The 25,526-nt window shown below is 59.7% G+C and carries 23 protein-coding genes and 1 riboswitch; of the genes, 11 read left to right on the forward strand and 12 right to left on the reverse strand.

Features of this window, described 5'->3' with window-relative positions:
- Positions 1 to 22: 22 nt before the first annotated feature.
- Positions 23 to 2,632 carry a PAS domain S-box protein gene (locus ACFSR7_RS17625; RefSeq protein WP_378163764.1) on the reverse strand — a complete coding sequence of 870 codons (2,610 nt, stop codon included), beginning with the start codon at positions 2,630 to 2,632 and terminating at the stop codon, positions 23 to 25.
- A gap of 213 nt (positions 2,633 to 2,845) precedes the next feature.
- Here ACFSR7_RS17625 and ACFSR7_RS17630 point away from each other — a divergent pair, with 213 nt between their 5' ends.
- Complete coding sequence (locus ACFSR7_RS17630) at positions 2,846 to 3,211, forward strand: zinc ribbon domain-containing protein (protein WP_378163766.1); 366 nt, start codon at positions 2,846 to 2,848, stop codon at positions 3,209 to 3,211.
- A 134-nt stretch (positions 3,212 to 3,345) separates the two neighbouring features.
- Positions 3,346 to 3,489, forward strand: a complete 144-nt coding sequence (locus ACFSR7_RS17635) for a DUF2568 domain-containing protein (RefSeq protein ID WP_378163768.1) — start codon at positions 3,346 to 3,348, stop codon at positions 3,487 to 3,489.
- Positions 3,490 to 3,503: 14 nt separating this feature from the next.
- Here ACFSR7_RS17635 and ACFSR7_RS17640 read toward each other — a convergent pair whose 3' ends face one another.
- Positions 3,504 to 4,067 carry a GNAT family N-acetyltransferase gene (locus tag ACFSR7_RS17640; RefSeq protein WP_378163770.1) on the reverse strand — a complete coding sequence of 188 codons (564 nt, stop codon included), beginning with the start codon at positions 4,065 to 4,067 and terminating at the stop codon, positions 3,504 to 3,506.
- 152 nt (positions 4,068 to 4,219) lie between these two features.
- Here ACFSR7_RS17640 and ACFSR7_RS17645 point away from each other — a divergent pair, with 152 nt between their 5' ends.
- From ACFSR7_RS17645 to ACFSR7_RS17655, 3 genes are all read left to right on the forward strand, one after another.
- On the forward strand, positions 4,220 to 4,960 hold the full coding sequence (locus ACFSR7_RS17645) for a spermidine synthase (protein WP_378163772.1): 741 nt from the start codon (positions 4,220 to 4,222) through the stop codon (positions 4,958 to 4,960).
- Positions 4,961 to 5,136: 176 nt separating this feature from the next.
- Complete coding sequence (locus tag ACFSR7_RS17650) at positions 5,137 to 6,099, forward strand: hypothetical protein (RefSeq protein WP_378163774.1); 963 nt, start codon at positions 5,137 to 5,139, stop codon at positions 6,097 to 6,099.
- A gap of 71 nt (positions 6,100 to 6,170) precedes the next feature.
- A complete protein-coding gene (locus ACFSR7_RS17655; RefSeq protein ID WP_378163776.1) occupies positions 6,171 to 6,407 on the forward strand; it encodes an NHLP leader peptide family RiPP precursor in 237 nt (78 codons plus the stop codon).
- Here the strand turns inward: ACFSR7_RS17655 and ACFSR7_RS17660 are convergent.
- Both ACFSR7_RS17660 and ACFSR7_RS17665 read right to left on the reverse strand, forming a co-directional pair.
- On the reverse strand, positions 6,384 to 8,327 hold the full coding sequence (locus tag ACFSR7_RS17660; RefSeq protein WP_378163778.1) for an ATP-binding protein: 1,944 nt from the start codon (positions 8,325 to 8,327) through the stop codon (positions 6,384 to 6,386). The two genes, ACFSR7_RS17655 and ACFSR7_RS17660, sit on opposite strands and share 24 nt — an antisense overlap.
- A 146-nt stretch (positions 8,328 to 8,473) precedes the next feature.
- Entirely contained in the window at positions 8,474 to 9,409 is a 936-nt protein-coding gene (locus ACFSR7_RS17665; RefSeq protein ID WP_378163780.1) for a MerR family transcriptional regulator, read from the reverse strand.
- A gap of 202 nt (positions 9,410 to 9,611) precedes the next feature.
- Between ACFSR7_RS17665 and ACFSR7_RS17670 the strand changes: the two genes are divergently transcribed.
- Positions 9,612 to 10,532 carry a methyl-accepting chemotaxis protein gene (locus ACFSR7_RS17670; protein ID WP_378163782.1) on the forward strand — a complete coding sequence of 307 codons (921 nt, stop codon included), beginning with the start codon at positions 9,612 to 9,614 and terminating at the stop codon, positions 10,530 to 10,532.
- 118 nt (positions 10,533 to 10,650) lie between these two features.
- On the forward strand, positions 10,651 to 12,090 hold the full coding sequence (locus ACFSR7_RS17675) for an HD-GYP domain-containing protein (RefSeq protein ID WP_378163784.1): 1,440 nt from the start codon (positions 10,651 to 10,653) through the stop codon (positions 12,088 to 12,090).
- A gap of 241 nt (positions 12,091 to 12,331) precedes the next feature.
- On the opposite strand, the gene ACFSR7_RS17680 is transcribed toward ACFSR7_RS17675, so the two are convergent.
- Complete coding sequence (locus tag ACFSR7_RS17680; RefSeq protein WP_378163786.1) at positions 12,332 to 13,189, reverse strand: aldo/keto reductase; 858 nt, start codon at positions 13,187 to 13,189, stop codon at positions 12,332 to 12,334.
- Positions 13,190 to 13,212: 23 nt separating this feature from the next.
- Positions 13,213 to 14,439 (reverse strand): MFS transporter, encoded by a 1,227-nt coding sequence (locus ACFSR7_RS17685; protein ID WP_378163788.1) that lies wholly within the window; start codon positions 14,437 to 14,439, stop codon positions 13,213 to 13,215.
- A gap of 111 nt (positions 14,440 to 14,550) precedes the next feature.
- Between ACFSR7_RS17685 and ACFSR7_RS17690 the strand changes: the two genes are divergently transcribed.
- Positions 14,551 to 14,940 carry a winged helix-turn-helix transcriptional regulator gene (locus tag ACFSR7_RS17690; protein ID WP_378163790.1) on the forward strand — a complete coding sequence of 130 codons (390 nt, stop codon included), beginning with the start codon at positions 14,551 to 14,553 and terminating at the stop codon, positions 14,938 to 14,940.
- 17 nt (positions 14,941 to 14,957) lie between these two features.
- The gene (gene rlmN, locus ACFSR7_RS17695; RefSeq protein ID WP_378163792.1) at positions 14,958 to 16,025 is read left to right on the forward strand and encodes a dual-specificity RNA methyltransferase RlmN; all 1,068 of its coding nucleotides are present in this window, start codon (positions 14,958 to 14,960) and stop codon (positions 16,023 to 16,025) included.
- Positions 16,026 to 16,066: 41 nt separating this feature from the next.
- Here rlmN and ACFSR7_RS17700 read toward each other — a convergent pair whose 3' ends face one another.
- The 4 genes from ACFSR7_RS17700 to ACFSR7_RS17715 all read right to left on the reverse strand — a co-directional run bounded on the left by ACFSR7_RS17700 (position 16,067) and on the right by ACFSR7_RS17715 (position 19,581).
- Positions 16,067 to 16,996 carry an Rpn family recombination-promoting nuclease/putative transposase gene (locus ACFSR7_RS17700; RefSeq protein WP_378163794.1) on the reverse strand — a complete coding sequence of 310 codons (930 nt, stop codon included), beginning with the start codon at positions 16,994 to 16,996 and terminating at the stop codon, positions 16,067 to 16,069.
- Between the two features lie 215 nt (positions 16,997 to 17,211).
- The gene (locus tag ACFSR7_RS17705) at positions 17,212 to 18,078 is read right to left on the reverse strand and encodes an AraC family transcriptional regulator (RefSeq protein ID WP_378163796.1); all 867 of its coding nucleotides are present in this window, start codon (positions 18,076 to 18,078) and stop codon (positions 17,212 to 17,214) included.
- 88 nt (positions 18,079 to 18,166) lie between these two features.
- Positions 18,167 to 18,673, reverse strand: a complete 507-nt coding sequence (locus tag ACFSR7_RS17710) for a hypothetical protein (RefSeq protein ID WP_378164625.1) — start codon at positions 18,671 to 18,673, stop codon at positions 18,167 to 18,169.
- Between the two features lie 167 nt (positions 18,674 to 18,840).
- Positions 18,841 to 19,581 (reverse strand): SDR family NAD(P)-dependent oxidoreductase, encoded by a 741-nt coding sequence (locus ACFSR7_RS17715; protein WP_378163798.1) that lies wholly within the window; start codon positions 19,579 to 19,581, stop codon positions 18,841 to 18,843.
- Between the two features lie 129 nt (positions 19,582 to 19,710).
- Here ACFSR7_RS17715 and ACFSR7_RS17720 point away from each other — a divergent pair, with 129 nt between their 5' ends.
- On the forward strand, positions 19,711 to 20,592 hold the full coding sequence (locus tag ACFSR7_RS17720; RefSeq protein ID WP_378163800.1) for a LysR family transcriptional regulator: 882 nt from the start codon (positions 19,711 to 19,713) through the stop codon (positions 20,590 to 20,592).
- A gap of 239 nt (positions 20,593 to 20,831) precedes the next feature.
- Here ACFSR7_RS17720 and ACFSR7_RS17725 read toward each other — a convergent pair whose 3' ends face one another.
- A complete protein-coding gene (locus ACFSR7_RS17725) occupies positions 20,832 to 21,692 on the reverse strand; it encodes an SDR family oxidoreductase (RefSeq protein WP_378163802.1) in 861 nt (286 codons plus the stop codon).
- Between the two features lie 241 nt (positions 21,693 to 21,933).
- Positions 21,934 to 22,122, forward strand: a riboswitch (cobalamin riboswitch).
- Positions 22,123 to 22,311: 189 nt separating this feature from the next.
- Between ACFSR7_RS17725 and ACFSR7_RS17730 the strand changes: the two genes are divergently transcribed.
- A complete protein-coding gene (locus ACFSR7_RS17730) occupies positions 22,312 to 24,396 on the forward strand; it encodes an S-layer homology domain-containing protein (RefSeq protein WP_378163804.1) in 2,085 nt (694 codons plus the stop codon).
- Between the two features lie 69 nt (positions 24,397 to 24,465).
- Here the strand turns inward: ACFSR7_RS17730 and ACFSR7_RS17735 are convergent, their stop codons facing one another.
- The gene (locus ACFSR7_RS17735) at positions 24,466 to 25,365 is read right to left on the reverse strand and encodes an Rpn family recombination-promoting nuclease/putative transposase (protein ID WP_378163805.1); all 900 of its coding nucleotides are present in this window, start codon (positions 25,363 to 25,365) and stop codon (positions 24,466 to 24,468) included.
- Between the last annotated feature and the right edge of the window lie 161 nt (positions 25,366 to 25,526).

Here is a 25,526-nt window from a genome sequence, read left to right on the forward strand (position 1 = left end):
AGCGTTCGCCGATCGCCTGTATTTACTGGCGCAGCGAATCGCACGAGGCGGGCAGCGTAAACCGGAAGCGGGAGCCGGCGCCTTCCTCGCTATGGGCTTCGATCCGGCCGCCCATCAGTTCGACAAGGCGCTTGCAGATGGCGAGCCCGAGGCCCGTGCCGCCGTACTTGCGATTGAAGGCCGGATGGAGCTGCGAGAACGATTGGAACAGGCGGTCGAGCTTGTCCGCCGGAATGCCGATTCCGGTGTCCGTCACTTCGAATTCGAGCATGTCGCCGGCGGGTTCTTCGCTTCGCACCCGGCACACCCTGACAGTGACGCTGCCCGTCTCGGTAAACTTGATCGCGTTGCCGACCAGATTGACGAGCACCTGCCGGATGCGGGTGGCGTCGCCGCCGAAGGTTGCCTGCGTATCTTCCTCGGTGCGCACGTCAAGCGCGATGCCCTTCTCGTCAGCTTTGACCGCAAACAGCTCACGGACGGATTCGAGCAGCTCGGCTGGCACGACGGATTCGCATTCGAGATCCAGCTTGCCGGCCTCGATCTTGCTGAAATCCAGAATATCGTTCAGGATGCGAAGCAGGCTGCGGCTGCTCTTCATGACGATCTCCGCATATTCGCGCTGCGACTCCGAGAGCGGCGTATCCAGCAGCAGGTCGGTCATGCCCATGATGCCGTTCATCGGGGTCCGAAGCTCATGGCTCATGATTGCGAGAAACTCCGACTTGGCATGGTCCGCGCGCTCGGCGGATTCCTTGGCCCTCATTACCTCGACTTCGCTCGTGATGTCCCGCCACACGACGACGGCACCACGGATCTCGCCCCTGTCCGTGATCGGCGTCACGCGATAGTCGGCGAGGAAGCTCGGACCGTCCGTCCGCCAGAAAATATCCTCCCGCGCCGCGCGCGGCCGGCCGTCCCGAATGGTCTGATGGACGGGGGACTTGCCCTCGGCATACCGGGTGCCGTCCGCGCGGGTATGGTGGACCGACTCCTGGTAAGGACGGCCGGCGAACAGCTCCGCCTCGCATCCGAGCATGCGGGCGCCGGGCGGATTGAGGAAGATGCCCCGGCCTTCCCGGTCGACGCCGAAGATGCCTTCGGATACCGAGCTCAGGATGAGCGCATGCTCGTAGCTCAGCTTCTCGATCTGCTCCATGTGGCGCTTGCGCTCGGTAATATCGGAAGCGATGCCGAATACGCCGACTACGCGGTCGTCTACGAAGATCGGCACGTTCGTGACGGTCAGGTCGAGCAGGGAGCCGTCCTTGTGGAGGACGACGGCTTCGTAGTTATGCGGCTCGCCCTGCGCGGCCCGGTTGAAGTTGGCTTGCGTGCGCGGCAGGTCCGGCGGGTAGACGAGGTGGACGAACGAGCCCGGCATCAGCTCCTCGCGCGTATACCCGAGCATTTTCTCGAGGCTCGCGTTGAGCGAGGTGAAGTTGCCCTCCAGGTCGAACGAATACACGCCCGACGGATTGTAGTCGAACAGCGATTTGTAGCGCTGCTCGCTCTCCCGGAGCTGCGCCTCCATCAGCCTGCTGTCGGTAATATCCTGCAGCGTACCGAGAAGCCGACTGACTTTTTCGCTGCCGGGCATGCAGATCGTCTTAATCCGAGCATGAATCAGCCTTGTTTCTCCGCCGAGGGTCACGATGCGGAAATCCGCTTCATGAAAGCCGCCTTTAAACACTTCCTGCAAATTCGCTTGGATGCGGCTCTTGTCGCCGGGATGCAGGCAGTCGAGAAATGCTTCGAGATCGCTCCGATGCCGGTCGATCCGCGCGTCGAACATACGGTGCATCTCGTCGGAGCAGGAGAATCTGCCGGAGTCGAGATCCCATTCCCACGAGCCGATGCGGGCGAGCCGCTGCGCCTCGGCAAGATTGTCCTCGAACTTCTTGCGGGCCGTGATGTCCCGTCCGATACCGACGATTTTGTCGAATTGGCCGTCAGAAGTCCGCAGAATCTCAAAAGTCGTCTCGAACCAGAGATAATGGCCGTCCCGGTGACGAACCCGGCATTCGAAAACGCCGATGTCGCGAAAAGCTTGCGCCTGCAGCTGCCTGATGTCGTCAGGATGGTACAGCGACGTGTTATTGCGGCCGATGAGCTCGTCCGGCTCGTAGCCCAATATCGAATGGATGGCCGGCGAAACGTAACGGGTAATGCCGTCGGGCGTAGACACGGTAATCAGGTCTTGCGCATGATCGAGCACGAGCCTCAGGATCGTCTCCTCGGACAGCGTATCAGGCGGCACAGTCTGGAGAATTTCAGTCACCTGGACCGCAATGCCCCGAACGATGCCTGCGCTTTGAACCGGGAACAGGCAAAGGCGGGCGCTGACGGCCGATCCGTCCTTGCGCGACAAGGATTCTTTTAACGTCAAGTTGGTCAGGCTGCCGTTCAACAGAGGCGCGAGAAGCGCCGCGCGCTCGTCGGGTGCACGGACCGCCACTTGCGCGTAGGGAATGTCCCGCAGCTCTTCTTCCGAATAACCGAGCATCTCGCAAAACGACGGGTTGGCGCCGATCCACGCCGTCGCATCGGGGGAGAGGAAAGCCGTGCCGATCGGTGAATGATAATAGAGTTGTTCATAAGGCAGCGATTGGTTCGCAAATGCGTGTTCCAAAGAAGCTCCTCCTCCCGCTTTATACTGAGTGTATCAGGTACTGCGGCGAAGGCCTAGCCGTATCGGAGACATCAAATCAGGCCTCGCGAAACTTCGGGGGATTCGTCGTCCCTCGTCACCGCGGCGAGTCATATGTCGTCTCATTTACCCATAAATATAGTATACTGACTGCAATGGACGAAAGTCCGAGCAAGATTAGAGGAGGTTGTGTCTATGGGATTTCTGGATAAAGTCAAATCCGGGCTGAACGATGCGGGCAACAAGGCCAAGGTTCTGGTCGACGTGAATCGCCTCAAGCTCCAGAACAGCTCGAAAAGAAAAGAGATCGAAGAAATTCAGCAGCAGATCGGCCAACTGGTATTCGAGGCTGCCGTCGGCCGCCGCGTCGAGGCCGGGATCCATGAGCTGCAGCCCAAGTACGACCGCATTCTCTTGCTCGAGCAGGAGATCCAGGAGAACAAGGCGCAGATCAACGCGCTCTCCGACGAAAAGGAATGCGCATGCGGCAAGACGGCTCCGCTCGAGGCTAAATTTTGCTCCTCCTGCGGCAGGACATTCGATGTGACTCCGGGGTTATAAAATAATGGCTGAAGCAAAAGCCCGGCGATGAGCGCGCAAGCCGCTCGCCGCCGGGCTTTTTCAGTTGCGGTTGTTGACTGGACTAATGACATTAGTTATATTAAAACTAATTATATTAGTTTTTGGGCGGCGGCTTGAAGCTGGCGATCGAGCTTGCGGTATTCGGCGTGGCCGCAGCCGCATTATACGCTGCGGGACGCCAGACAAGCGCAATTGCGCTGCTTGCCGTCTGGGCCGTCAACCGCATCCTGATAGCCGTTTGGAACCAACAGGCGTGACGTCTTAAGCGGCTTCAGTTGAATAACAAAGCGAGTATCAGGACGTCCATGAACTGCCTGGTCGCCTCGTGCATCAAATAATGCTTCAGGAGACCTTCCTCTTGAAAGCCCAGCTTCTTCAGCACCTTCAGCGATGCGGCGTTTTCCGGATGCACCTCGGCCTGAATCCGGTGCGGACCGATGAACGTGCGGCTGAAGTCGAGCACGGCGCGCACCGCCTCTGACGCGATGCCGCGGTTCCAGTAGTTCGGCTTCAGATCGTAGCCCAGCGCCAGCGGAAAACGCGGCAGGTCCTCGAAGCTGCCGCGCGTCGGCATCAGGGTCACCGTGCCGATTAGCGGACGGCTTCCCCGCAGCGTCACGCCCCAGGCGACTACGCGCTTGTCCGCATAGCCCTGGCGCCAGCTCTCGATGATCGCCTCGGTCTCCGCTAAGGAAGCGGGGCCGTGCCAGTCCTGCAGGTTGTTGACCTGCGGGTCCGTGCACAAGGCATACAGATCATCGGCGTCCTCTGCCGTTACCTGGCGCAGCAGCAGGCGCTCCGTGCGGAGCGGAGGGAATTGCGAATACCAGCTCATGATGTCACTAACCTTCGTTGTTGGATGATGCGGTCATTATAAGCTACCAGCCTTAAAATAACATGAATGGCGCGTCCGGCCGCGCGGCAGGCAAGCATTGCGACAGCCGTATCCGAAGTCTATCGTAAGGAGCAGAAGGGAGGCGGCACGCCATGCAACGAATTGCGCAAGTGAAGGGCAGCCACGGAGAAATGAGCATTTTCGATACGACGGAGCTGTACGGCGAGCTCGGCAGATTCCGCGTCTTGCAGTTCGCGGACGGCGCCGTTCAAGGGGCGATCGATCTGAGAAATCCTTCGCGTGTCGTGCTGGCCTATCAGCGCGCGCTTGTCAGCCTGATGGATGCGATCCATCCGCGGTTCGGACGCGCGTTCGTCATCGGGCACGGGGCGGGGACGATCGCGAGGCATTACGGGAGCGAGCGGATCGAGGCGGCGGAGATCGATGCCACGGTCGTCGAGTGGAGCCGCGCCTACTTCGGCTGCAGGCAGGGCGGCGTCGCGATCGGCGACGGGCGCGCGCTGCTCTCCGGGACGGAGCCCGGCAGCTTCGACTACATCGTCGTCGATGCTTTTACCGCTGACGGGACGCCACCGCATCTGGCGACGCTGGAGTTTTACAGCCTGGCGCGGGACCGGCTTCGGAACGGCGGCATTATGCTGCTCAACGTGATCGGACGCGGCAAGGGCGACAAACGGGTCGCTTCGATGTTGGCGACGCTGCAGGCGGTATTTCCGTATGCGGCCGCGATATCGGTGGCCGGGCCGGGCGGAGAAGCGGGGGACAATCTGATCCTGATGGCTGGACCCAGGGAGACGGCGTACGTCGACATGCCGAAGGATTGCGCGCCGGTCGCCGTCGAGCCGGGGTATGTGCGCAGGGATCGAAGCTGAGTTCGCGGGGTTCTTTCGACATGGGAAATACGGCTTAATATTTTTAAAATTTGTGAACGCGATTACAGAATCTCAGACTTTTGTACGGTATGATAGAAGCATTGAACGCCCATGATCCGCTATGCCGGCAGATGCGACTACGGAAGATGGGTGCCATACATATTGGAGGCCTCTTCATGAAAACCGTACAAGCCGGATCGGAAATCGCCCGAGAGATCGCGAACGTATTTGCGGAAGCCGCTGCGGGAGCGGACGCATACCCGGAGCCGCTAAGCGCCGCCATTCGCGGGCTCGTCATGCGGGCCGACCCGACGGGTCGGGACCGCAAGTCCAACTATATCGCCTTTTTGCTGCCGTCCTGGATCGGCGCGCGGACGGGAGCCGATCCAGCGCTGTGCCGGGACTTGGCGGTGGGCAACGTATATGCGATGCTGCACTTTTTTGTGCTCGACGATATGATGGACGGCAGTGACGCCGGCATGGAGAGCAAGCAGGCCCTTGCAGTCGGCCAGCTGCTGCACGCGCTTTTCATCGAGCGTTACGGCCGCTACCACCCGCCCGAATCCTCTCTTTGGACCTACTACCGGAGTTATCTGGCCGAATGGGCGACCGCCGTCTCCGGCGAAGGCTTGCGGCGTGCGGATCCGCGCGATCCCCGCGCGCTCGCGCGCAAGTCGGCCCCGGTGAAGCTCGGCGCCGTCGCAGTCCTGCTGGACGCGGGACTTTCGGAGCAGATTGCCGATATGGAGACAGCAGTCGAGCTGGCGCTTGCGTCTCTGCAGCTGGCGGACGATTGGACCGACTGGCGGGACGATCTGCCCGGGGAAGAACGAAGCAACGCTTTTCTGACGCTGGTCAGACGCGAGAGCCTGGCCTTGCCCGAGGATCAGCCCTTGCAGGAGCGGCTGGTTCTGCAGGCGATTTACCGCAAAGGGGCGCTGGAGCAGCTGGCCTCCATCGTGCTCGGCCACGGCGAGCGGCTGGCCGCGCTGCCCAGTGCCGCGCCGGGACTGGTGCGATTCCAGCAGGAGATCGTGGCCGGGATTTTGAACGACGTTCAGGCGACCCGAGATACGACGGATAAATTGGCTAGCGGTGGCGGTTTTTCATATTTTTTATCAAAAATGAAAGAATTATAGGGACGAGAAGCCTAATCGTATGGTAGGATATGGGTGGATAGGCCCAATCATATGAAAAGGTTGTGAATCGAATGTCCCTCGAATCGCTTAAAGTCCAGGTCATCAAAAAAGCATGGGAAGATCCCGCATTCAAGCAACAACTGCTGACTGATCCCAAGGCAGCGGTCAAAGAGGCCTTCGGCGTAGACCTGCCGCAAGAAATTCAAGTGACGACCGTCGAAGAGACCGCCTCGCACTATTACCTGGTCATCCCGCCGAATCCCGAGGACATCGCGGGCGGCGATTCAAACGTCGAAGTTGTTTGGTAAGACTGCTGCAGCGACCGCGGCCTCTTCGCGGGCTGCATCGCTGGCAATCGGGAGCCGAATTAACACTTCGGTTCCCTGCCCCTTGCGGCTTTTAAAATCGATCGTGCCTTTCATCACCTCGATGATGCGGAAGGTGACCATCGTCCCGAGACCGGTACCTTTGGACTTGGTCGAGAAATAAGGCACGCCGAGCTTGGCGATCTGCGCTTCGTCCATTCCTTCCCCGTTATCCTTGATCCATATGATCGCTTCGCCGTCTTCCTCATAAGCGTTGATCTCGATATAGCCGTCTTCCTTGAACGCCTCGATGCTGTTTTTCAACAGATTAATAAGCGCCTGCTTGAACTTGGACGAGCTGCCGATTACGGTCAGTCCCGGATCCGCGTTAATGTGCAGCCTGCCGCCGTACATGGCCGCATGCGGAGCAATAATGACTTCGAGCTGCGCCAGCTCCTCCGCCAGATTCAACGGAGAGACCGTCTCGAGCTCGGGCTTCGCAAAGGTCAGAAAGTCCGTAATGATGCCGGATGCGCGATCCAGCTCGCTAACCGCGATGTTAAAATGCTTTTTGCTCTCGTTGTCTCCCCGCCCGGCCAGCAGCTGCAGGAATCCGCGCGTAACCTGAAGCGGATTGCGGACTTCGTGCGCGACCGATGCGGCGAGATCGCTGATGATCTTCAGCTTCTCCGTGCGCTCCAGCCGATGATTGAACAGCTCCAGGCGCTTGGAGTAGGACAGCAGCATCCGATAATCGGCGGATATGCGTCTGGCCAGGATGATGACGAGCCCTACGATCAGAAGGACGACCCCGATTTTCCACAGGAACAGAATGTAGCTCTTGCCGCTGGCATAATAGAGAACCAGATCCGTAGCCCCCGAGAGCGCCAACAAGAAAAGGCATGCGGACAAGATAATGGCGTCCGTGTTCTTGCGCATCGCATGGATGACGGACAGCACGGCGATAATGATCAACTGCACGAGGATCAAGGACCCGAGGATCGGATTCGTGAGCAGGTAGTACAGATCGTAATATCGCTCGTTCGTCGCCTTGTACGCGATAAACGCCAGAAAACAAAAGGCGGAGAAGCCGGCCTGCCATTTGCGGAATCTCGTGAAAAAGCGGAAGCGGCCGCCCAGTACCTCGTCCACGTAATAGCTGAGCGCGGGAAAGAGCACGAACATCGACAGATCGAACAACGATAAAAAGAGGTTGGCATACGATTTGTAATAAATATACAGCATCGGCGAATAGACCGATATCAGCATGCCGATCGTCAGCGCGATGAGGCAGAGCGAGATCCAGGAGCTCCGCTGCCGGCGGTTCAGATAGCTTGAGCAGATCAGCATGATCAGCGCCAGGAAAGAGATCGATCCTCCGAGCAGCAGGTCCGGCAGCTCTCTGCGGACGTAGCTCTCCTCCAGCGGCGCGAACTCGCCGATGCGGGCATTCGTGATGAACCCTGCGCGCGTCCCCGTCGTAAGGATCCGCACGTCGATGTTCGACGTCCGGTCGTAAACGCCGAGAGGCAGCAGCAGCCGGTTCAAGTGAAAGTCGAAGTCGCGCTTCGACTCAAAGAGCAGGTTCCCCTCTCTGAAGGCGGCCAGCTCAAGCCCGTACAATCGCCGCACCAACAAGCCGGGCCGCTGCCAGCCGCTCGTCGGCGGCACTTGCAGGCGGATCCATGCGCCCTGGATGCCTTCCGGCAGGTCGACCAGCGGCGTGCCCGCCTCCGCTTCGATCCATTGTCCGTCCGCTGGCGGCGAGACGCCGAGCTGCGCGCCGTTCGGAATCCACATGACCTGCCAATGGTCGATTTTCGCCTCGGGCGTCGCCGCCCAGCTTGTTTTCGGCCCTATAATGAACAACGCGGCAATGACGAACGCACACGCCATCGCTGCGATTAAGCGAACCGCTTTCATATTGCACCCCATTTTACCTGTCGCATCGATTTGGTAAGATCTGACGCGGGAAAAATTGCCTGTTATCAACTAAAATTCGACAGCATGAATCAAACTCCTGTAAGAACCGCCAATTCGTCGGGCAAAAGTTCATGCGACGCTGGGCCTTATTGCCTAGAGGCGAAAGCGGTCAAAAACCAGGCATCCCAATCGATGCTGTCCTCATAACTGACGCGCTCCCATTGCCTTCTGCCGGTGTTCCGCGGACCGACGCCGGCGCCGCCCAGCAAGACGCGAAGCCCGGGATAGCGGCCGATGGTCTGGCTCAGCCATTCGGAGAGGGGCTCGATAAGAAGCGGATCGGTAACGGATATCGCGGCCGCCCGTACGTCCTTCATTTCGATGAGCGGACCGAGCCCTTCATAGGGCGTATCCGGGCCCAGGTAGATTACGTCGATGCCCCTTTTTCGCAGGTAAAGACTGAACAGGAGCAAGCCGAGATGGTGATGCTCGCCGGGCGGACAGAAGGCGACCGCGCTGGGCATGCTCGGATCGACCGGCAGCGAACGGAAGATCTGCATGAACCGCTGCAAGATGAGCTGCGAGGCAAAATGCTCTTGGGCTACGGCGATTTTCCCCGCTTCCCAGTCGGTGCCGATGCGGACGAGGAGCGGAGCGAGGATGGTATGGAACGTTTTTTCGTAGCCGTACAGCGACAGCGCGAGATCGATGGTTTGATGGGCCTCTTCCGTATTAAAGGCGATGAGCGCCGGATAGAGCCGATCCGCGATATGCAAGTCGACTTGGGACGGTCGCGATTCTGCGGGCGGCGGCAGGAACGGAAGGGACGCACCTTCCGCATCGGGGCCCTCCGTACGCAGCGGTCTGTCTTGTTTTAGCTGCTGCGCGATCTCTCCGATCTTCATCCCCTGATCTTCCATCCGACGCTTGACCCATCTGAGCGTAGCAATGTCAGATTCGCTGTAAAGGCGGTGTCCTCCGGCGCTGCGGAGCGGATTGACGATGCGGTGGCGGGCTTCCCAGGCGCGAAGGGTCACGCCGGGAATGCCGAGCATGTCGGTTACTTTTTGAATGCTGTACACTGTGCGCACCTCCGCCTAAAATTATACATAATTGATACAAAACTTCTTCATTATAGCTTGAAACATGCATTTTGACGCACGCAGTGCCAATATTTATTGCTTGTATTGTATAGGTTGTGTACAATTAAAATCAAATCATTATCGATAATACCTATACATAAAATATACAAATTACCTCGTGAAAAGGATGGTTAAGGACTTCATGGGCGAGCGGGCGCAATACGAGGACAATACGCAGGTGCTGGATGCGGGGGCCGTATTGGGGGCGATGGAGCGTTCCCTGGCGATGATCGAATTCGATATGGAAGGCGTAACGCTGTGGGCCAATCGCAAATTTGCGGACGCGCTGGGCTACAACCAGGCGGAGATGCGCGGGCTGCCGCATCGGCGGTTTTGCACGCCTGCTTTTGCAGCTAGCGAGGCTTACCGGCAATTGTGGACCAACCTTCGCAGCGGCAAGGCCTTTCAGGAAAAAATCCAACGGGTCGCCAAGGACGGAACTCTCCTTTGGCTCGAAGCGACTTATATGCCGGTGCGGGGGACGGACGGGGGATACGATGCCGTAATCAAGATTGCAACCGACATTACGTCCCGCGAGCAAGCGGCGATATTGCACACCGAGGAACTGAAGCGCACGGCACAGGAGCTGTCGAACCGGGCGGGCGAAGGCATATCGAAGAGCGGAGAGATCGAAGCCGCGATCGAGCGGCTGCGCGCGGATTCGATGGACAACTTTGACAGGCTGCAACGTCTGGAAAAGCAGACCGCCGCGATACGGGGCATCGTGCGGGTCATTCGCGAGGTAGCGTCGCAAACGCAGCTGCTCTCCCTGAACGCTGCGATCGAGGCGGCGCACGCCGGGGAGTTCGGACGAGGATTCGAAGTCGTCGCTTCGGAGGTGCGTAAGCTCGCGGGCGAGGTCCAGGAAGCCGCCAAAAAAGCAAACGCCGAAGTGGAGGAGGTCGTCTCGAGAATGGCGGAGATCGGCAGCGGGACGAAGCGGTCGCAGTCTTCGGCGGAAGAGAGCAGGCGCAGGCTTCAGGACGCCGTCGTTGCCTTCCAAAGGATCGAGGACGCGGCGAGCCGGCTGGAGGAGCAGGCCAAGGGGCTGGATCGCGCTTAAGATGCGCCGATTGTTCTACACATCGCGTATTTCAAGTATTTCCATTTTGTGCGTCGTGATTTAAGATGGAGAAAGACAGGTCCAATGTCCCATATCGGAGAAATGGAGTAAAAAGCCGATGAACGCACGCTCTCTGCTTGGCCCGCTCGCCGCCTCGATTCTTCCTTATGTCGCGTTCGTCGTATTGAGCAGGAATCCCGGCTGGGATGGTCTATTCGTGTTGCCTGGCGCGCACTTTTACATCGTCAGTTCAGTCGCGCTGCTGGCGCTGATCGTGGCCGGCTTTGTCGCCGTCGCCGGGAGGCGCGTTCGCAATATCAAGGTCAGCTTTCTTGCATTGTCCTTCGTCTCGTTAGCTGTGCTATTCATGGTGCACGGATTGTCTACGCCTAATTTTCTGATAGGCGCCACGCCCTTGCCGAAGATTAGCGCCCCGCTCAGCGTCATTTTTGCCACCGTCTGGCTCTGGCTGTCCTCCTGGCGCTCCGACCACCCTCTTATCCATTTTTTATCCTGCCGCGAACGGCTTCTTCTTCCGCTGTGGACCGTGCTGCTGGCGCTCGCCGGCTTGATCGGCCTGCTGCGTCCCGAGATTGTGGACTTTATCCGTCTCGACGTGCATCCGCTTAACAGCTCGGCGACGCTGTTCGTTATCATTGTCAATATCGTCACGGGCTACCGTTATTATCGTTCCTACTTATACTCGCGCTTCCCGCTGGAACTGGCGATCGTTTACAGCACGGCTTGGCTCATCGCGGCTCAGCTCATCATGACGCAAGGAACGGTATGGCGCAGCAGTTGGTGGCTTTACCACTTCCTGCTGCTGGCGGCGATGATCGTCGTGCTGTTCGGGCTCTATCGGCAGTATGCTTCCAGACGTTCGCTCACCGGCGCGATCAAAGGGCTGTTCACGACGGATCCGGTCGAGCGTATCACCAACGCGCTGCAACCGAGCGTCCGCGCGCTTATGCTGGCCACCGAGAGCAAGGATACGTACACGGCGGGCCACAACTTCCGCGTGACGCTGTACGCGCTTAAGATTGCCGAGCAGCTGCAGCTCCGTCCGGAGCAGCTGCGCGCGCTCGTCGGCGGCACGATCGTGCACGACGTCGGCAAGATCGAGACGCCCGACGCGGTGTTGAACAAGCCCGGGCGGCTGACGCCGGAGGAGCGGACGATCATTGAGGAGCATCCTGTCCGGGGATACGAGATGTGCAGAAATCTCGGATTCATGGAGGAGGAGCTGGGCATCATCCGTTCGCACCACGAAAAGTGGAACGGCGAAGGCTATCCCGACCGCCTGGCCGGCGAAGAGATTCCGAGAATGGCGCGAATCGTAGCGGTCGCGGACGTATACGATGCGCTGACAAGCAACCGCGCATACCGGCCGGCAATGTCCCACGAGGATGCGATGGTGATCCTGAACGCGAGCAAGGGGACCCACTTCGAGCCTGCCTGCGTCGAGGCCTGGGAGCGGGCCTGCCAGGCTGAGCCGGAGATGATCCGGGAGGGCTCTGCGATGTGGGAGCCGGGCTTCGGCAGATCCGCGCTAGCCTAACCGCACGTGCGCTGTCTTTAGGATAACAACTCGCTTGAGCAGAACCGAAAGGTCGGACGGGGACAGGACGTCGAGTCTCAGGCCGAGGAATGGGAAGCTAAGCAGTCCCAGCAAAATCCAGGCAATCCCAGCAAACCCCGCAGTCGCAGCAGGAGCGGGACAAGTCCAATCCATAAGCAGCCGCCGGCTTCCGGCGAATCGACAACGGCGCCGCTCCCGGCTGGGATGCGGCGCCGTTTGTTTAGAAGTCGAAGTTGTCGGGATCGGGACCGACACGCAAGCCGCGGTCCATCGCGGCGATCTGGCGATGATCCTCTTCCGTGAGCGAGAAGCCGAAGACATCGGCATTCTCCGCGATCCGGGGCGTTCGGGTCGACTTGGGAATCGTCGCGACGCCGAGCTCGAGGTCCCAGCGGAGGATGATCTGCGCGACGGACTTGCCGTGCCCGTGCGCAATCGCCGCCAGCGTCGGATCGTCGAGCAATTCTCCTTGCATAAGCGGGGACCACGCTTCTATTCGGATGCCGCGCTCGGCCGCATAAGCCCGCAGCTCAGGCTGCTGCAACCGCGGATGCAGCTCGACCTGATCGACCATGGGCGCAACGGTTGCGGCTTGAAGCAGGTCCTCTAGATGGTGAACGTGGAAGTTGCTTACGCCGATCGCCCTCACGCGTCCTTCTGCATACAGCTTTTCGAGCGCGCTCCAAGCCGCTTTGTATTTTCCCGCGACGGGCCAATGGATGAGATAAAGATCGAGGTAATCAAGCCCCAGCTTGCGAAGGCTTGTCTCGTAAGCGGCGAGCGTCTCCTCGTATCCGAGGTCCGCATTCCACAACTTCGATGTGACGAACAGCGATTCGCGGGCAAGTCCCGTCTCGGCTAGCGCCTCGCGAATGCCGGTGCCGACGCTCGTCTCATTGTCGTAGATTGCGGCCGTATCGATGCTGCGGTAACCCCGGCGCACGGCTTCCTTGACCGCGCTCGCCGCTTCGTCGCCCTCCGGCACCTTGAATACGCCTAGGCCGAGCCATGGCATACGGACGCCGTTGGCGAGCGGAAAGGCGCTTTGAAGATTTTGAAGCTCAGTATGCGTAGTCATAATCGGGATGATCCCCCTTATTTTTAGTGTGAGACTGTTGCCGCGAGCGCTTGGCAGTCTTTTCTTGCGCGGTTTTCCGCGTTTTCTCCGCGAAGGCTCGCGGCCGTCAGCAGCACGGCGCCGGCGACCATGACGGCGCCGACCCAGGGCGTATGCGCGACGCCGAGCCGGTCCACGACGATGCCGCCGAGGAAGGCGCCGATTGCGATACCCGCGTTAAAAGCCGCGATGTTGAGCGACGAAGCGAAGTCGACGGCGTTTTTGGCATGCCGTTCCGCCAGCATCACGACGTAGAGCTGGAGACCGGGCACGTTCATGAAGGCGAGCAGGCCCATGAGCAGGACGAACGCCAGTCCTGTCGCGCGATAGGGCGCGGCGAAGTTCAGCGCGAGCAGCACGATGGCCTGCAGCGCGAACATGATGAGCAGCGCAGGAACGGGGCGCTTGTTGGCGGCTTTGCCGCCGACGACATTGCCGATCGCGATGGCGATGCCATAGAAAAGCAGGATCAAGGCGATCGAAGATTCGCCGTATCCGGTTATATCCCGCAGAAGCGGAGACAAATAAGTGAAGACGACGAACGTGCCTCCGTAGCCGAGCGCCGTGATGGAGAAGGCGAGCAGCAGCCGGCGATTGCCCAGCAGCGGGAGCTGGCGGCGGAGCTTGGTCCGGACGGATCCGCGGAGCCCGGAAGGGACGAGCGCGAGATTGGCCGCGAGGGCGGCGATGCCGACGGCCGCGATCGCGGCGAAGGCGGTCCGCCAGCCGAGGTGCTGGCCAAGCAGCGTGCCGAGGGGAACGCCTGTTACGGTCGCAATCGTAAGACCCGAGAACATGGTGGAGATTGCGCTGGCTCTGCGATCCCGCGGCACAAGATCCGCCGCGATCGTCGAGCCGACGGACATGAAGACGCCATGCGCGAAGGCGGACAGCACGCGGGCGGCGAGCAGCAGGACGATGCCGCCCGAAGCGGCGGCGAGGGCGTTGCCGGCGATAAAGACGACCATGATCCAGAGCAGCAGCGTCTTGCGCGGCACGCCTGCCGCGATCGAAGTCAGGACCGGCGCCCCGACCATGACGCCAAGCGCGTATAGCGTGACCGTAAGGCCGGCGAGCGATTCGGATATATGAAGATCATCCGCGATGAGGGGCAGCAGCCCGACGCTGATGAATTCGGTCGTACCGATGGCGAACGCGCTGACCGCGAGCGCAAGCAGCGCGGCCGTGCTTTTTTTGACTGCAAACCTCATTGGAGCATCACTCCCGTAGTAGATATCCCGGCCGGTGAATGCTATTATGGATGAATGTCGCCCGAATGGACAGTACGTACTTTTAAGTGATATAGGTACTAAAAAGTACCCATGGCGACATACGAAAGGAGCGACCTCGCGTTGGCTAAAAAATACAATATCTCCGTGGAAGCGACGCTCGAAGTCATCGGCGGCAAATGGAAGTGCGTCATTCTGTGTCATCTGACGTACGGCAAGAAGCGCACGAGCGAACTCAAGCGCCTGATGCCCGCCATCACGCAGAAGATGCTCACGCAGCAGCTGCGCGAGCTCGAGGACGACGGCATCGTCAACCGGATCGTATATAACGAAGTGCCTCCCCGCGTCGAGTACGAGCTCAGCGCTTACGGGTGGAGTCTGAAGTCGATTCTGGATTCCTTGTGCAACTGGGGCGAGCAGCATATCATCAAGGAATACGGGGATAAATACGCGGTGCTCGAAGACAACGTGCTGAACCGCTAGAAGAGAGGTAAAAGAAGATGACCAAGCCATCGATATACGGCTTGCCTTACGATAAGTTGGCTGCCTGGCTGGCGGAGCGGGGCTTCAAAAAGTCGCGCGCCGACCGGGTGTGGGAGCAGCTGTACCGCAGCCGCATCGCGGATTTTGCGGAGATGGCCCCTGCGCTCGAGCCCGCCGTGACGACAGTGCTCGAGGAGAGCTTCGCGCTTCGGACGATGACGGAGCACGTGAAGCAGCAGTCCGCGGACGGAACTGTGAAGTTCCTGTTCCGCCTGGCTGACGGCAATCTCATCGAGACGGTGCTCATGCGTCACAAGTTCGGCCTGTCCGTCTGCGTGACGACGCAGGTCGGCTGCAATATCGGCTGCAGCTTCTGCGCGAGCGGCCTGCTTGCCAAGAGCAGGGATCTGTCCGGGGGCGAGATCGCGGAGCAGATCATGCAGGTTCAGGCGCATCTTGATGCCGCAGGCAATGGAGAGCGCGTCAGCCATATCGTCGTGATGGGCATTGGGGAGCCCTTCGACAATTACGACAACATGGCGGATTTTATCCGCGTCATGAAGAATCACAAGGGGCTGGCGATCGGACCGCGTCACATCACCGTGTCCACGAGCGGGCTGGCAAACAAGCTGCGGGAATTCGCGGACTCGGATTTGCAGACGAACCTGGCCGTATCGCTTCATGCGCCGAACGACGAGCTGCGCACGCGCATTATGAAGATCAATCGCGCCATTCCGATCGCGAAGCTAATGGATGCGATCGATTATTATCTGCAGCGGACCAACCGGCGGCTCACGCTGGAATATATCTTGCTGCGGGATGTAAACGATCGCAGGGAGCACGCGGAGGAGCTGGCCGACCTGATCGGCGAGGCGCGGCGGGGGCAGGTGAACGTCAACCTCATCCCGTACAATCCGGTGGACGAGCACAGCCAGTACCAGCGCAGCGAGCAGGACGCGGTACGGGGCTTCTACGACGCGCTCAAGAAGCGCGGCGTGAGCGTCAGCGTGCGGCTGGAGCACGGCGCCGACATCGACGCGGCCTGTGGGCAGCTGCGGAGCAAGCAGATCGCGGCGGCAAACTAAAATAACGCGAAAGGGGCCGGTTAGGTACGGCCCCTTTCGCGTTATTTTTGTGCGGCAAGCTGCTGTATGCGCTGCGGCGAAAGTCCGGTGAGTTTGGCGACTGCAGCGGTGTCCATGCCTTCTTGCAGCATATGAAGCGCGACTTCCTCTTTGGCCGATTCCTTGCCTTGCTTGAGGCCTTTTTCAAGACCTTCCTTCAGGCCTTCCTTCAGCCCTTCCTCTTTGCCGGTCTCCCAGCCCGACTCCCGGCCTTCCTCCCACGCGTCCTTCAAGAAGCTAATCCGGTCCCGTTGCGCCTTTTCCCGCGCTTCGTACAGCATGCGGGTCATGTCGTCCTCGCTCAAGTGGGACAGACGCTCTTCGGCATTCCGAATCGTCGGATCCATCTCGATCAACTCCTCCAATTGTTCTGGGGTCGTCCGTTCGTCCAAAAAACGCAGCCAGCGATGCAGCGGATCGTCGAGGCGATACGGCCCGGATCGAAACTTGGGACATTCGATAAAATGCAGTTCGATCAGGTCGGTGAGCCGATATTGCCTCGCTTGATCTTCGTAGAGTTGGAACGAATGATGGAAGTGCTTAAGCGGCAAAAACGAATAGTCCAATATGTTGATGCAGATCGTCTTCTTGAGCTGGCTGTAATCCTCGCCTTCGCGGATGGAGTCCGCCAGCAAGCGTCCCATATAGAACAAGCTGCGCTTTTCCATGTGCCGGTAGCGCCCGACCTGCATTTCGACGTTGATCTGCTCCCGATCGGCGGTCTCGCAACGGATATCCAGCACGCCTTCCTTGTCCTCGATGAGCCGTTTGGTGAGCAGCTTGCCGTCCAGAATCGTCAGATCGGCAATCGCCGTCCGATCCCTCCGGTGCAGGATCGCGTTAAGCAGACCGATGAGCAGCGGCTTGCTGTCCGCCTCTCCGAACAGCCGTTTGAACAAGTAATCGTTTTTCGGATTCAATCGTTTCCTCATGTTCCCGTTCTCCCTTCAGTATATCACAGCCTTTTGCTTGCTTGGAGGACGCAAAAAAGCACGCGCCGTCCGGCAATTCCGCTAGTAAACGGAATTAACGGCGGCGCGTGCTTCGCGTCCGCATCATGTCTTCTCAGGTCCATCTTCGCTGAAGCGAGAGGACATTGTCAATCGTGAGGATCCGGTTCAACCAGCCATATAACAGTAGACCGGCATTATTCCTGACGCGAGACGACTGGAATCCATACCTCGCAGCGATAATCTTCCGCATTCGTGTCCCCTTCCAGGTATACCTCCAGCTCCGGGGCGTTCGCGTGTTCGTAGTTGGTGGATGGGAACCACTCGCCGAAAATCCGGCTCCATACCTGTTGAATCGACGGCGTCACGGGGCCGATCGAGGGAAATACCGCCCAGGCGGCCTGCGGCACCGTCCACGAGACGTAACCTTCCGGCGTCGCTGCATCCGCATCGCATTCCACCGCGACGAGATAGGTGAGCAACTCTTCGCCGGGCGGCATCGAGCAGATGCCGAGCAGCGGGTTGCCAGATCCGATCTCCGCTAATCTGGCGATCGTGCCGTCGGCTGCGCATTCTCCCCAGTAAGCCGGAATTTTCCGCGTGTTCTCCCCGTTCTCGGTGCCGACCTTGATCATTTTGCCGATAACCCGGAACGCTTCCTTTTTCACGATCCGATAGTCCATTTCCTTGTCTCCCTTCAATGACAGATGGAAGGAAATACGCGGGTAAGCCTTAAGCGAGGCGCCTTTAGCCTTAGCTTCGGAGGGCGCGATGCCATGCGCCTTGCGAAATGCCTTCGCGAACGACTCCGGCGATTCGTAGCCGTACTTCAGCGATACGTCCAGCACCTTGGCCGCACCCATTGCCAGCTCCTGAGCCGCCAGCGTCAATTTGCGCTTGCGCATGTATTCCGCGACCGTCATGCCCGTGAGCATGTGAAACATCCGTTGAAAATGATAGGGCGAAGTACACGCGGCATGTGCGATCTCCGCCATATCGAAGGGCTCCTCGACCATTCGCTCCATCCGCTCCAGCGCGTGCCGCATTCGCTCCAGCCACTCCATGCATATCCCCTCTCTTAATCCACTCTATCATCTGCAGGCCGAGGATGCCTGTCTTGGCGTGCTCCTCGCGAACAGATCCCGGTGCCGGTTAGATCGATTCCCGCCGGCGGGACATCAGGGCAAGCGCGCCCGCACCAATCAACAGAATGGCCAAAATGGAAGTACCGCCCGTCAGCTTGCTAAGCACGTAGCCGATCGAGAAAATCGCGAAGAAGATCAGGGAAAGGAAGGTCAAGATGTTGATCGGGATCAGCAGCCACTTGTTCCGGCCGCCGAACCAGTAAAGCTCGAACAGACCGACGGCAGGGGCGAGAATGAAGCCGGGCCACATCATCGACCAGTTGTCCAGCAGCATGGCGATCTGACAGACGCCGTACACCGTGAGCAGAACGCCGCCGGGAACGAGCACGCCGACGCCTTTGCCGCCGAGCACCGAAAAGTATAGCCAGTGAAAGAAAATGCCCAGCGGCAGCACGAACAACGTCGGCCAGAAGTAAGCGAAAATCGAACCCGTGCCCAGATGCAGATCGCCGCGGAACAGCAGAAAAAGGCCGGCCAGAAGTAAGAGGGGACCGAGCAGCGTACCGCGATGGATTTTCATAAGAGATCGCTCCTTATAAGCAAAGCTTGGTTGCGTATAGCTTAACACTTGGAGAATGTCTCTGTCGTCCAACTCGCGCATAGCGTAAGATCGGACTGGAGACGGAGGCGCCGGGCTGGATGTTATGGTAGAAGAAGCGAGCAGGCGGGGAGTTCTCGTGGTCAGAGGGTCTGTCCGCTGTCTACGGTGACGAGCTGTCCGGTCATCGCCTCCTGTTCCAGCGCGAAGCGGATGGCGCGGGCGATATCCTCGGGCGACGCGATGGAGGCAAGCAGCGTAGCGGGCGCGAGCTTTCGCATCTGTTCCTCGCGGCCCGCCCACCAACGCGTGCCGACGGCGCCGGGCAGGATCGCATTGACGCGGATCCGCGGGGCGAGCGCGTGCGCCAGAGATAGCGTGAGTCCGTGGACGGCCGCCTTGGAGACCGCGTACGGCAGTGAGGAGCCAAGACCGGTCTTGCCTGCGATGCTACCGACGTTCACGATCGCGCCTCCGCCTCCGCGGGCCATGAGCGGCGCGGCCGCTCTGGCGCAGTAGAACATCCCTTTGACGTTAATGTTGACCAGCTCGTCCCATGCGTCGTCCGTCACCGCCTCCAGGTCTTGCAGCGGAATGTGCCGCGTGACGCTGGCGTTGTTCACGAGCAGATCTACCGAGCCGAACGCCTGATCCGCGGTGCCGAACATAGCCCTAACCTCCGCGTCCGAGGATACGTCGGCATGGATCGCCATCGCCCGCCCGCCGAATTCGAGGATCGTTTGGGCCGTTTCTTCCGCTTCGCTTTGCGAACGCGAATAATTGACGACGACGGACGCGCCCAGCGCCGCCAGCTCCAGCGATACCGCTCTTCCGATCCCCGTGCCGCCGCCGGTGACGATCGCCGTACGATTTCTTAGATCCATCGTTGTTCCTCCTCCAGGTTCCAAGTTCTGTGCATCCCGTTCGTCATTCAGTTTAAAAGCTTTCTCGCGTTTCGTATAATTGAATAAATTGAAGATTTTGTTCATTAAAATTGATCGGAGATGTGTCTCATGGATCCCAAATCGCTTCGCGCTTTTCACCGGATCGCGGCGCTAGGAAGCTTTCGCCTGGCGGCCGAGGAACTAAACTACGCCCAGTCTACGGTGACGATGCAGATTCAGCGGTTGGAGGAGGATCTGGGCGTTTTTCTTTTCGAACGTGCGGGGGGACTTCGGCTGACTGAGGAAGGCAGATTGCTCAGGGAACGCAGCCTGCCGATCCTTCAGGACATGGATCGTCTGCGCCGAACGCTGACGGAGATGCGTGAAGGGGATGCGGGGGAGGTCAGGCTTGGCGCAACGGAGCCCGCCCTCAGCTGCCGGCTGCCGGCGCTGCTGAAGCGCTTCGCAGAACGTTATCCCAAGATTCGAGTCTCCGTCGAGTCATCGAATACGCCGGTCTTGAGCGAGCGACTGCGCAAAGGGGAGCTCGACCTGGCGCTCTGCGCTGTGCCGGAGCATGCGGAGGGGCTGCACTTCGAGCAGTTGTATCGCGAGCCGTTCGCCGCGCTCTTGCCTGTCGGTCATCCATTGGCATCGCAGGCGCAGGTCAGACTGGAGGAGCTTGCCGCCTATAAGCTGCTCGTCACGGCATCGACTTGTCCGTACCGCCGCAAGCTTGAAATTTTGTTGGCCGAATCCGCCGTGCCGACGACGGAGACGATGGAGATCGGAAGCATCACCGCGCTCGCTTCGTATGTCGCGATCGGACTCGGTATAGCTCTCGTACCGACGATTTTGGCGGAGGAACCGCGCGATGGCGTCGCCTCTCGCCCGATCGCGGGAACTGCCGTCGATATGGCGTGCGGATTGCTCAGCCGGACTTCGGAGACGCCGCTGACGCGGGCAGGGACGAAGCTTTACGCTGCGTTGTGGGATGAGCTTGCGGAGTAATACGGCGAGGATCTCGCGATCCTTATGAGTCTGCAAAAGGGCAGATGGCAGATGATGCTTTATCACAAATAAACCGAAAAAGAGATCGTGACCTGCATCAGCATCTGGAGCATGGATCCGGACGAGGCCGTTGCGCTCGCTCATTTATACTTGGAGGCGCCTTCTTCCTGACGTATCTCGTCTTCAATATAAGGAAACGGCCGATAACGGAGCGCGAGGCGCTGTTATCGGCCGAATAATTATTGTGCGCCTGCAATCTCGGCAACCGTCTTCGCCAGCGGCGTCGCCGGACGTCCGAGCAGCTTCTCCAGATCGCCGCTCTCCACGTCGAGCGTGCCTGCGCGAATCGCCTGCTGGATCGCGGTGACGATGGGCAGGGCGAACTCCGGCACGCCGGCGCTCTTCATGATCGCTGCGTAAGTATCGTCGTCGACCTGCTGCAACGGAACTTCGCGTCCTAGCGCCTCGGAAGCCACGCTTGCAAGCTCAGCGTACGTACGAAGCGGTCCGCCGAGCTCATACACTTTGTTCTCGTGTCCGGAGCCGGCGAGTACAGCCGCAGCGGCTTCCGCATAGTCGGCGCGTGCAGCCCAGCCAACTTTGCCGTCGCCGGCAGACGTAACGAGCGGGGCGCCTGCGACGATGCCCTGGATCGCGCCGGCTTCATTTTCAATATACCAGTTGTTGCGCAAAAAGGCGTGAGGGATGCCTGCCGCGCGAATCGCGTTTTCCGTTGCACGGTGCACTTCCGCCAGGAAGAGCTCGCTCTCTTGGGCGTTAGGCGCGCTGGTATAGGCGATGAAGCCGACGCCTGCGCTGCGCGCTGCCTCCACGGCGTTGGCGTGCTGGCGAATCCGCGTCTCCGTGTCTCCGTCCGTCGAGACGATCAGCAGGCGATCGATGCCCGCGAAGGCTTGCCCGAGCGAAGCGGGGTCGTCAAAGTCGCCGCGCCGAACGTCCACGCCTTGCTCCGCCAACGCCGCCGCCTTATGCGGATCGCGAACGCTGACGGCGACTTGCTCCGCGGGAACGCGGTCAAGAAGCGCCCTTACGATGAGAGAACCGAGGTGGCCCGTTGCGCCTGTCACTAGCAATTTCATTGAATTCAACCTCCTGATGGGAATCGTAATCGATAGCCTCCGCATTTCGGCGCAAGATGATACGGTTTGCGTTGGCATCTGTTGTAACCATAATAGCTACAACGAGAGCCCGAGTCAAGACTTCAATCCAGGAGCAAATTTTTCCCGGGCGGAACTGGCGGCCTCTCGGCAGATGTCCAGGACAGTATGTTTCCCTTTTCATAGACAAAGATCGGACGACCCGCTATCATTAGGTCATAACTGCATATCCTCGTACCAGGCGCGCGCATGCTGCCATGCCGCTTAATAGGGAAGTCCGGTGAGAGTCCGGCGCGGTCCCGCCACTGTATATGCCGAGCGCTCCGAGCACTGCCACTGTTCATTCGAATGGGAAGGCGTCGGAAACGCGATGAAGCAGAGCCAGGAGACCTGCCTCGATACGAATGGATTCCGTCTGCTTCGCGGAGTGAGCGGCGGGATCGGCTGTGCCGGCTAAACCGCCCTGGGCGGATGTATTCTGCTGCGCCGTGCCTTGCTGTGATTCGAATCACTCCCGTTTTTGGAGTGGTTTTTTTGTTGCAGCACGGGCGGTATGTTGGCAAGGGGACTCATCATTATTTGTTGAAAAGGGGAATGACTCATGTTGGGCTTTAAACGCTTCAAATCGCTGGCATCGCTCGCGCTGTCGGTATCGCTGGCGGTTGCCGGGCTGTCGGCTACGCTGCCTGCGGACAAGAGCTACGCCGAGAGCGCAAGCGCGACGACGGTCGCCGCTTCCGTCAACGTCCAATCCGATATCCAGGCCGCCGTTGGTTATGTCAACGCGAACGGCGGGGTTTCCTCGGATTGGCTGGCCCTCAGCTTCGCGCGCGCGGGACAAGCCGTACCCGCCGACTATGCGGCGAAGCTGACTGCCGGCGTTGAGACCGAGTGGACCAAGGCTTCGCCGGATCCGACGGCGCTGGCGCGCTTCGCGCTGGTCGCGAACGCGATCGGTCTGGACGCTCGCAGCATCGGCGGCCACGACTTGATTGCGAAGCTGGCGAGCTATCCGTCCTTCGCCAATGTGTACGCCGATATCTTTGTGCTGCTTGCGCTTGATTCGGGCAACTACGAGCTGCCTGCCGGCACCGCGTGGACGCGCGGCGATCTGGTCGCGGCGGTCGTCTCCGGCATCGACGGCTCCACAGTCCCCGATCTGTACGGCATGGCGCTCAGCGCCCTGGGCAAGTACAAGGACCGCCCCGAGGTTGCTGCCGCGGCAGAGAAGGCTGTCGCGTGGCTGTCTACGAATCTCGCCAACGAAAATAGCGAGGCGATCGCGCAAACGATCATCGGTCTTGCCGCCTACGGCATCGATCCGGCGGACGCGAAGTTCGCCAAGAACGGATCGAACCTGATCCAGCGCTTGCTGGCGTTCAAGAATACGGACGGCGGCTTCAAGCACGAGCTGTCCGATACCGCATCGGACAAGGCGTTCGCCACCGAGCAGGCGCTGCGCGCGTTGGCCGCTTACGGGATATTCGGCGCATCGCATCGTTCCGTGTACGTCAACGCTGCCAGCCAATGGGTCGCGACGGGGGTCGCCGTAGAAGGGCTGAACGGCCCGTTGGCTGCGTTGAGCGCTACGCAAGCGGTGTATGCGTGGGACGCGCTTGTAGAGATCGCCGATCGCAACAAGCTGAAGCTTGGCTACACGGAAGATCCGCAATACGGCAAGTTCTTGTCCGCCATCGGAGACGCTGCAGGCGATCAGAGCGTCTACTGGCTGTTCGCGGTCAAGCGCGGAGGCGCTTATGCAACGGTCGACACCTCGCTTGAGAAATTCCGGCTGCAGGCGGGCGACGAGTTGTACCTGTATCTGTCGGGCTCGGATAGCGGCCTCGTAAAGTCCGTCACGGCAAAGGCGGCTGCGGGCGGCTCCACTGCAGTGAACGTGCAGTACACCTATTACGACAGCAGCTACAAGGAAGTAACGGGACCGGCGGCCGGCGTACAGGTCGCGATCGGCGGGCAGACAGCTACGACGGACGCGAATGGCACGGCGACCTTCAAGGGCTTGTCCGCAGGCGAGCTGGCCTACACGGTGACGGGATACCGTGCCGGCGCTGCGCCGCTCGTGCTTAAGTATTCGGGCACGGCAGCCGTGAACGCAGGCCAGGCAAGCGGCGATTCGTTCGCGGACGCGGCCGATATCTCTTCCTGGGCGAGCGGTGCCGTGAACGAAGCTTACGCGGCCGGCTGGCTGCAAGGCGTAAGCACGACGGAGCTGAAATTCGCGCCGAAGCAGCAGCTGACCCGCGTGCAGTTCGCCGCGCTGATTCTGCGCCTGCTCGGCGAAACACCGGCTTCGGGTGCCAAGCAGGCGTTCGCGGACGTCGCACCGGGTGCTTGGTACTTCGATGCAGTCATGACGGCGAAGTCCAAGGGGCTGATCGGCGGCGTAACGGCGACGTCGTTCAAGCCGAACGAGGCCATTTCCCGTCAAGATCTGGCGGTTGTGCTGACCCGAGCCTTCAAGCTTGACGGCTCGGGATCGAAGACCGCCTTCTCCGATCAAGGCCAGATCTCCGGCTACGCGCTCGCGTCGGTCCGCGCGGTTTACGACAAGGGCTTGCTAAAAGGCACCTCCGGCACCGCGTTCGATCCGAAGGCCAAGGTGACCCGCGAGATGGCAGCCGTCATCGCGTCGAACCTGCTGAAGCAGGGTTTGATCTCCAAGTAAACGCAGCATAAGCGCAACGAAATAGACGTCGCAGGCCACAAATGCCTGCGACGTCTATTCGCTGTTTGCCTATTCTTCCAGTTGTGCAGCCAGACGCCGTATCCGATCTACGGGCAGTTCGGACAAGCGGCTTACGGTGACGATGTCTGTACCGGCTTTCAATAAATTAAGCGCGACGGCAACTTTGCCCTGCTCAATGCCCAGCTCCCTGCCCTGCGCAACACCTAATTCCCTGCCTTCCTCCAGACCCTGCTCCCGCGCATCCTTCAAAAAGCTAATCCGATCCCGGTTTGCTTTTTCCCTTGCCTCGTACAGCATGCGGGTCATGTCGTCTTCGCTCAGATGGCTCAGCCGTTCCTCGGCCGTCCGAATCGTCGGGTCCATGGCGATCAGCTCCTCCAATTGTTCGTGAGTCGTGCGTTCGTCCAGAAACCTCAGCCACCGGTGCAGCGGGTCCGTCAGGGCGTAAGGGGCCGAGCGAAACTTCGGAAACTCGATAAAGTGCAGTTCAATCAGGTCCGTCAGCCTGAATTGCCGCTCGGCATCCTCATATAAATGAAACGAGCGATGGAAGCCTTCCAGGGGCAGAAAGGAATAGTCCAGCATATTGATGCAGATCGTTCTTTTGAGCTGGCCGTAATCCTCGCCTTCGCGAATCGAATCCGCAAGGAGCCGCCCCATGTAAAACAGGCTCCGCTTCTCCATATGCCGATACCGGCCCACCTGCATCTCTACGTTGATCTGCTCCCGTTCCGCCGTCTCGCAGCGAATGTCGAGCACGCCTTCTTTGTCTTCGACGAGGCGCTTGGTGAGCAGCTTGCCGTCCAGCACGACAAGGTCCGCGATCGCGTCCCGTTCGCTTCTGCGCAGGACCGCATTAAGCAGCCCGATCAGCAGCGGCTTGCTGTCGATCTCGCCGAACAGACGCTTGAACAAGTAATCGTTTTTCGGATTCAACCGTTTTTTCATACCGTTTTGCCTCCAGTATATCATAATCGCGCAATTGTCCGAACGGCGCCGCGCGCCCGGAAAACGCAAAAAACGCGCCCTTCGCCTTCCTGTACGAAAACACAGGATCGACGCAGGGCGCGTGCTTCGCGCCTTGAACTGCTGTTAACTTATTTGATTCA

The organism is Cohnella sp. GCM10020058 (genome assembly GCF_042683485.1).
In the GTDB taxonomy this organism is placed as follows: Bacteria; Bacillota; Bacilli; order Paenibacillales; family Paenibacillaceae; genus Cohnella.

What these genes read in the sequence shown, in the direction of transcription:
- ACFSR7_RS17630 (WP_378163766.1), top strand. Translation starts at nt 2,846, where the DNA reads ATGGGATTTCTGGATAAAGTCAAATCCGGGCTGAACGATGCGGGCAAC.
- ACFSR7_RS17640 (WP_378163770.1), bottom strand. Translation starts at nt 4,067, where the DNA reads ATGAGCTGGTATTCGCAATTCCCTCCGCTCCGCACGGAGCGCCTGCTG.
- ACFSR7_RS17645 (WP_378163772.1), top strand. Translation starts at nt 4,220, where the DNA reads ATGCAACGAATTGCGCAAGTGAAGGGCAGCCACGGAGAAATGAGCATT.
- ACFSR7_RS17650 (WP_378163774.1), top strand. Translation starts at nt 5,137, where the DNA reads ATGAAAACCGTACAAGCCGGATCGGAAATCGCCCGAGAGATCGCGAAC.
- ACFSR7_RS17655 (WP_378163776.1), top strand. Translation starts at nt 6,171, where the DNA reads ATGTCCCTCGAATCGCTTAAAGTCCAGGTCATCAAAAAAGCATGGGAA.
- ACFSR7_RS17660 (WP_378163778.1), bottom strand. Translation starts at nt 8,327, where the DNA reads ATGAAAGCGGTTCGCTTAATCGCAGCGATGGCGTGTGCGTTCGTCATT.
- ACFSR7_RS17670 (WP_378163782.1), top strand. Translation starts at nt 9,612, where the DNA reads ATGGGCGAGCGGGCGCAATACGAGGACAATACGCAGGTGCTGGATGCG.
- ACFSR7_RS17675 (WP_378163784.1), top strand. Translation starts at nt 10,651, where the DNA reads ATGAACGCACGCTCTCTGCTTGGCCCGCTCGCCGCCTCGATTCTTCCT.
- ACFSR7_RS17680 (WP_378163786.1), bottom strand. Translation starts at nt 13,189, where the DNA reads ATGACTACGCATACTGAGCTTCAAAATCTTCAAAGCGCCTTTCCGCTC.
- ACFSR7_RS17685 (WP_378163788.1), bottom strand. Translation starts at nt 14,439, where the DNA reads ATGAGGTTTGCAGTCAAAAAAAGCACGGCCGCGCTGCTTGCGCTCGCG.
- ACFSR7_RS17690 (WP_378163790.1), top strand. Translation starts at nt 14,551, where the DNA reads ATGGCGACATACGAAAGGAGCGACCTCGCGTTGGCTAAAAAATACAAT.
- rlmN (WP_378163792.1), top strand. Translation starts at nt 14,958, where the DNA reads ATGACCAAGCCATCGATATACGGCTTGCCTTACGATAAGTTGGCTGCC.
- ACFSR7_RS17700 (WP_378163794.1), bottom strand. Translation starts at nt 16,996, where the DNA reads ATGAGGAAACGATTGAATCCGAAAAACGATTACTTGTTCAAACGGCTG.
- ACFSR7_RS17705 (WP_378163796.1), bottom strand. Translation starts at nt 18,078, where the DNA reads ATGGAGTGGCTGGAGCGAATGCGGCACGCGCTGGAGCGGATGGAGCGA.
- ACFSR7_RS17715 (WP_378163798.1), bottom strand. Translation starts at nt 19,581, where the DNA reads ATGGATCTAAGAAATCGTACGGCGATCGTCACCGGCGGCGGCACGGGG.
- ACFSR7_RS17720 (WP_378163800.1), top strand. Translation starts at nt 19,711, where the DNA reads ATGGATCCCAAATCGCTTCGCGCTTTTCACCGGATCGCGGCGCTAGGA.
- ACFSR7_RS17725 (WP_378163802.1), bottom strand. Translation starts at nt 21,692, where the DNA reads ATGAAATTGCTAGTGACAGGCGCAACGGGCCACCTCGGTTCTCTCATC.
- ACFSR7_RS17730 (WP_378163804.1), top strand. Translation starts at nt 22,312, where the DNA reads ATGTTGGGCTTTAAACGCTTCAAATCGCTGGCATCGCTCGCGCTGTCG.
- ACFSR7_RS17735 (WP_378163805.1), bottom strand. Translation starts at nt 25,365, where the DNA reads ATGAAAAAACGGTTGAATCCGAAAAACGATTACTTGTTCAAGCGTCTG.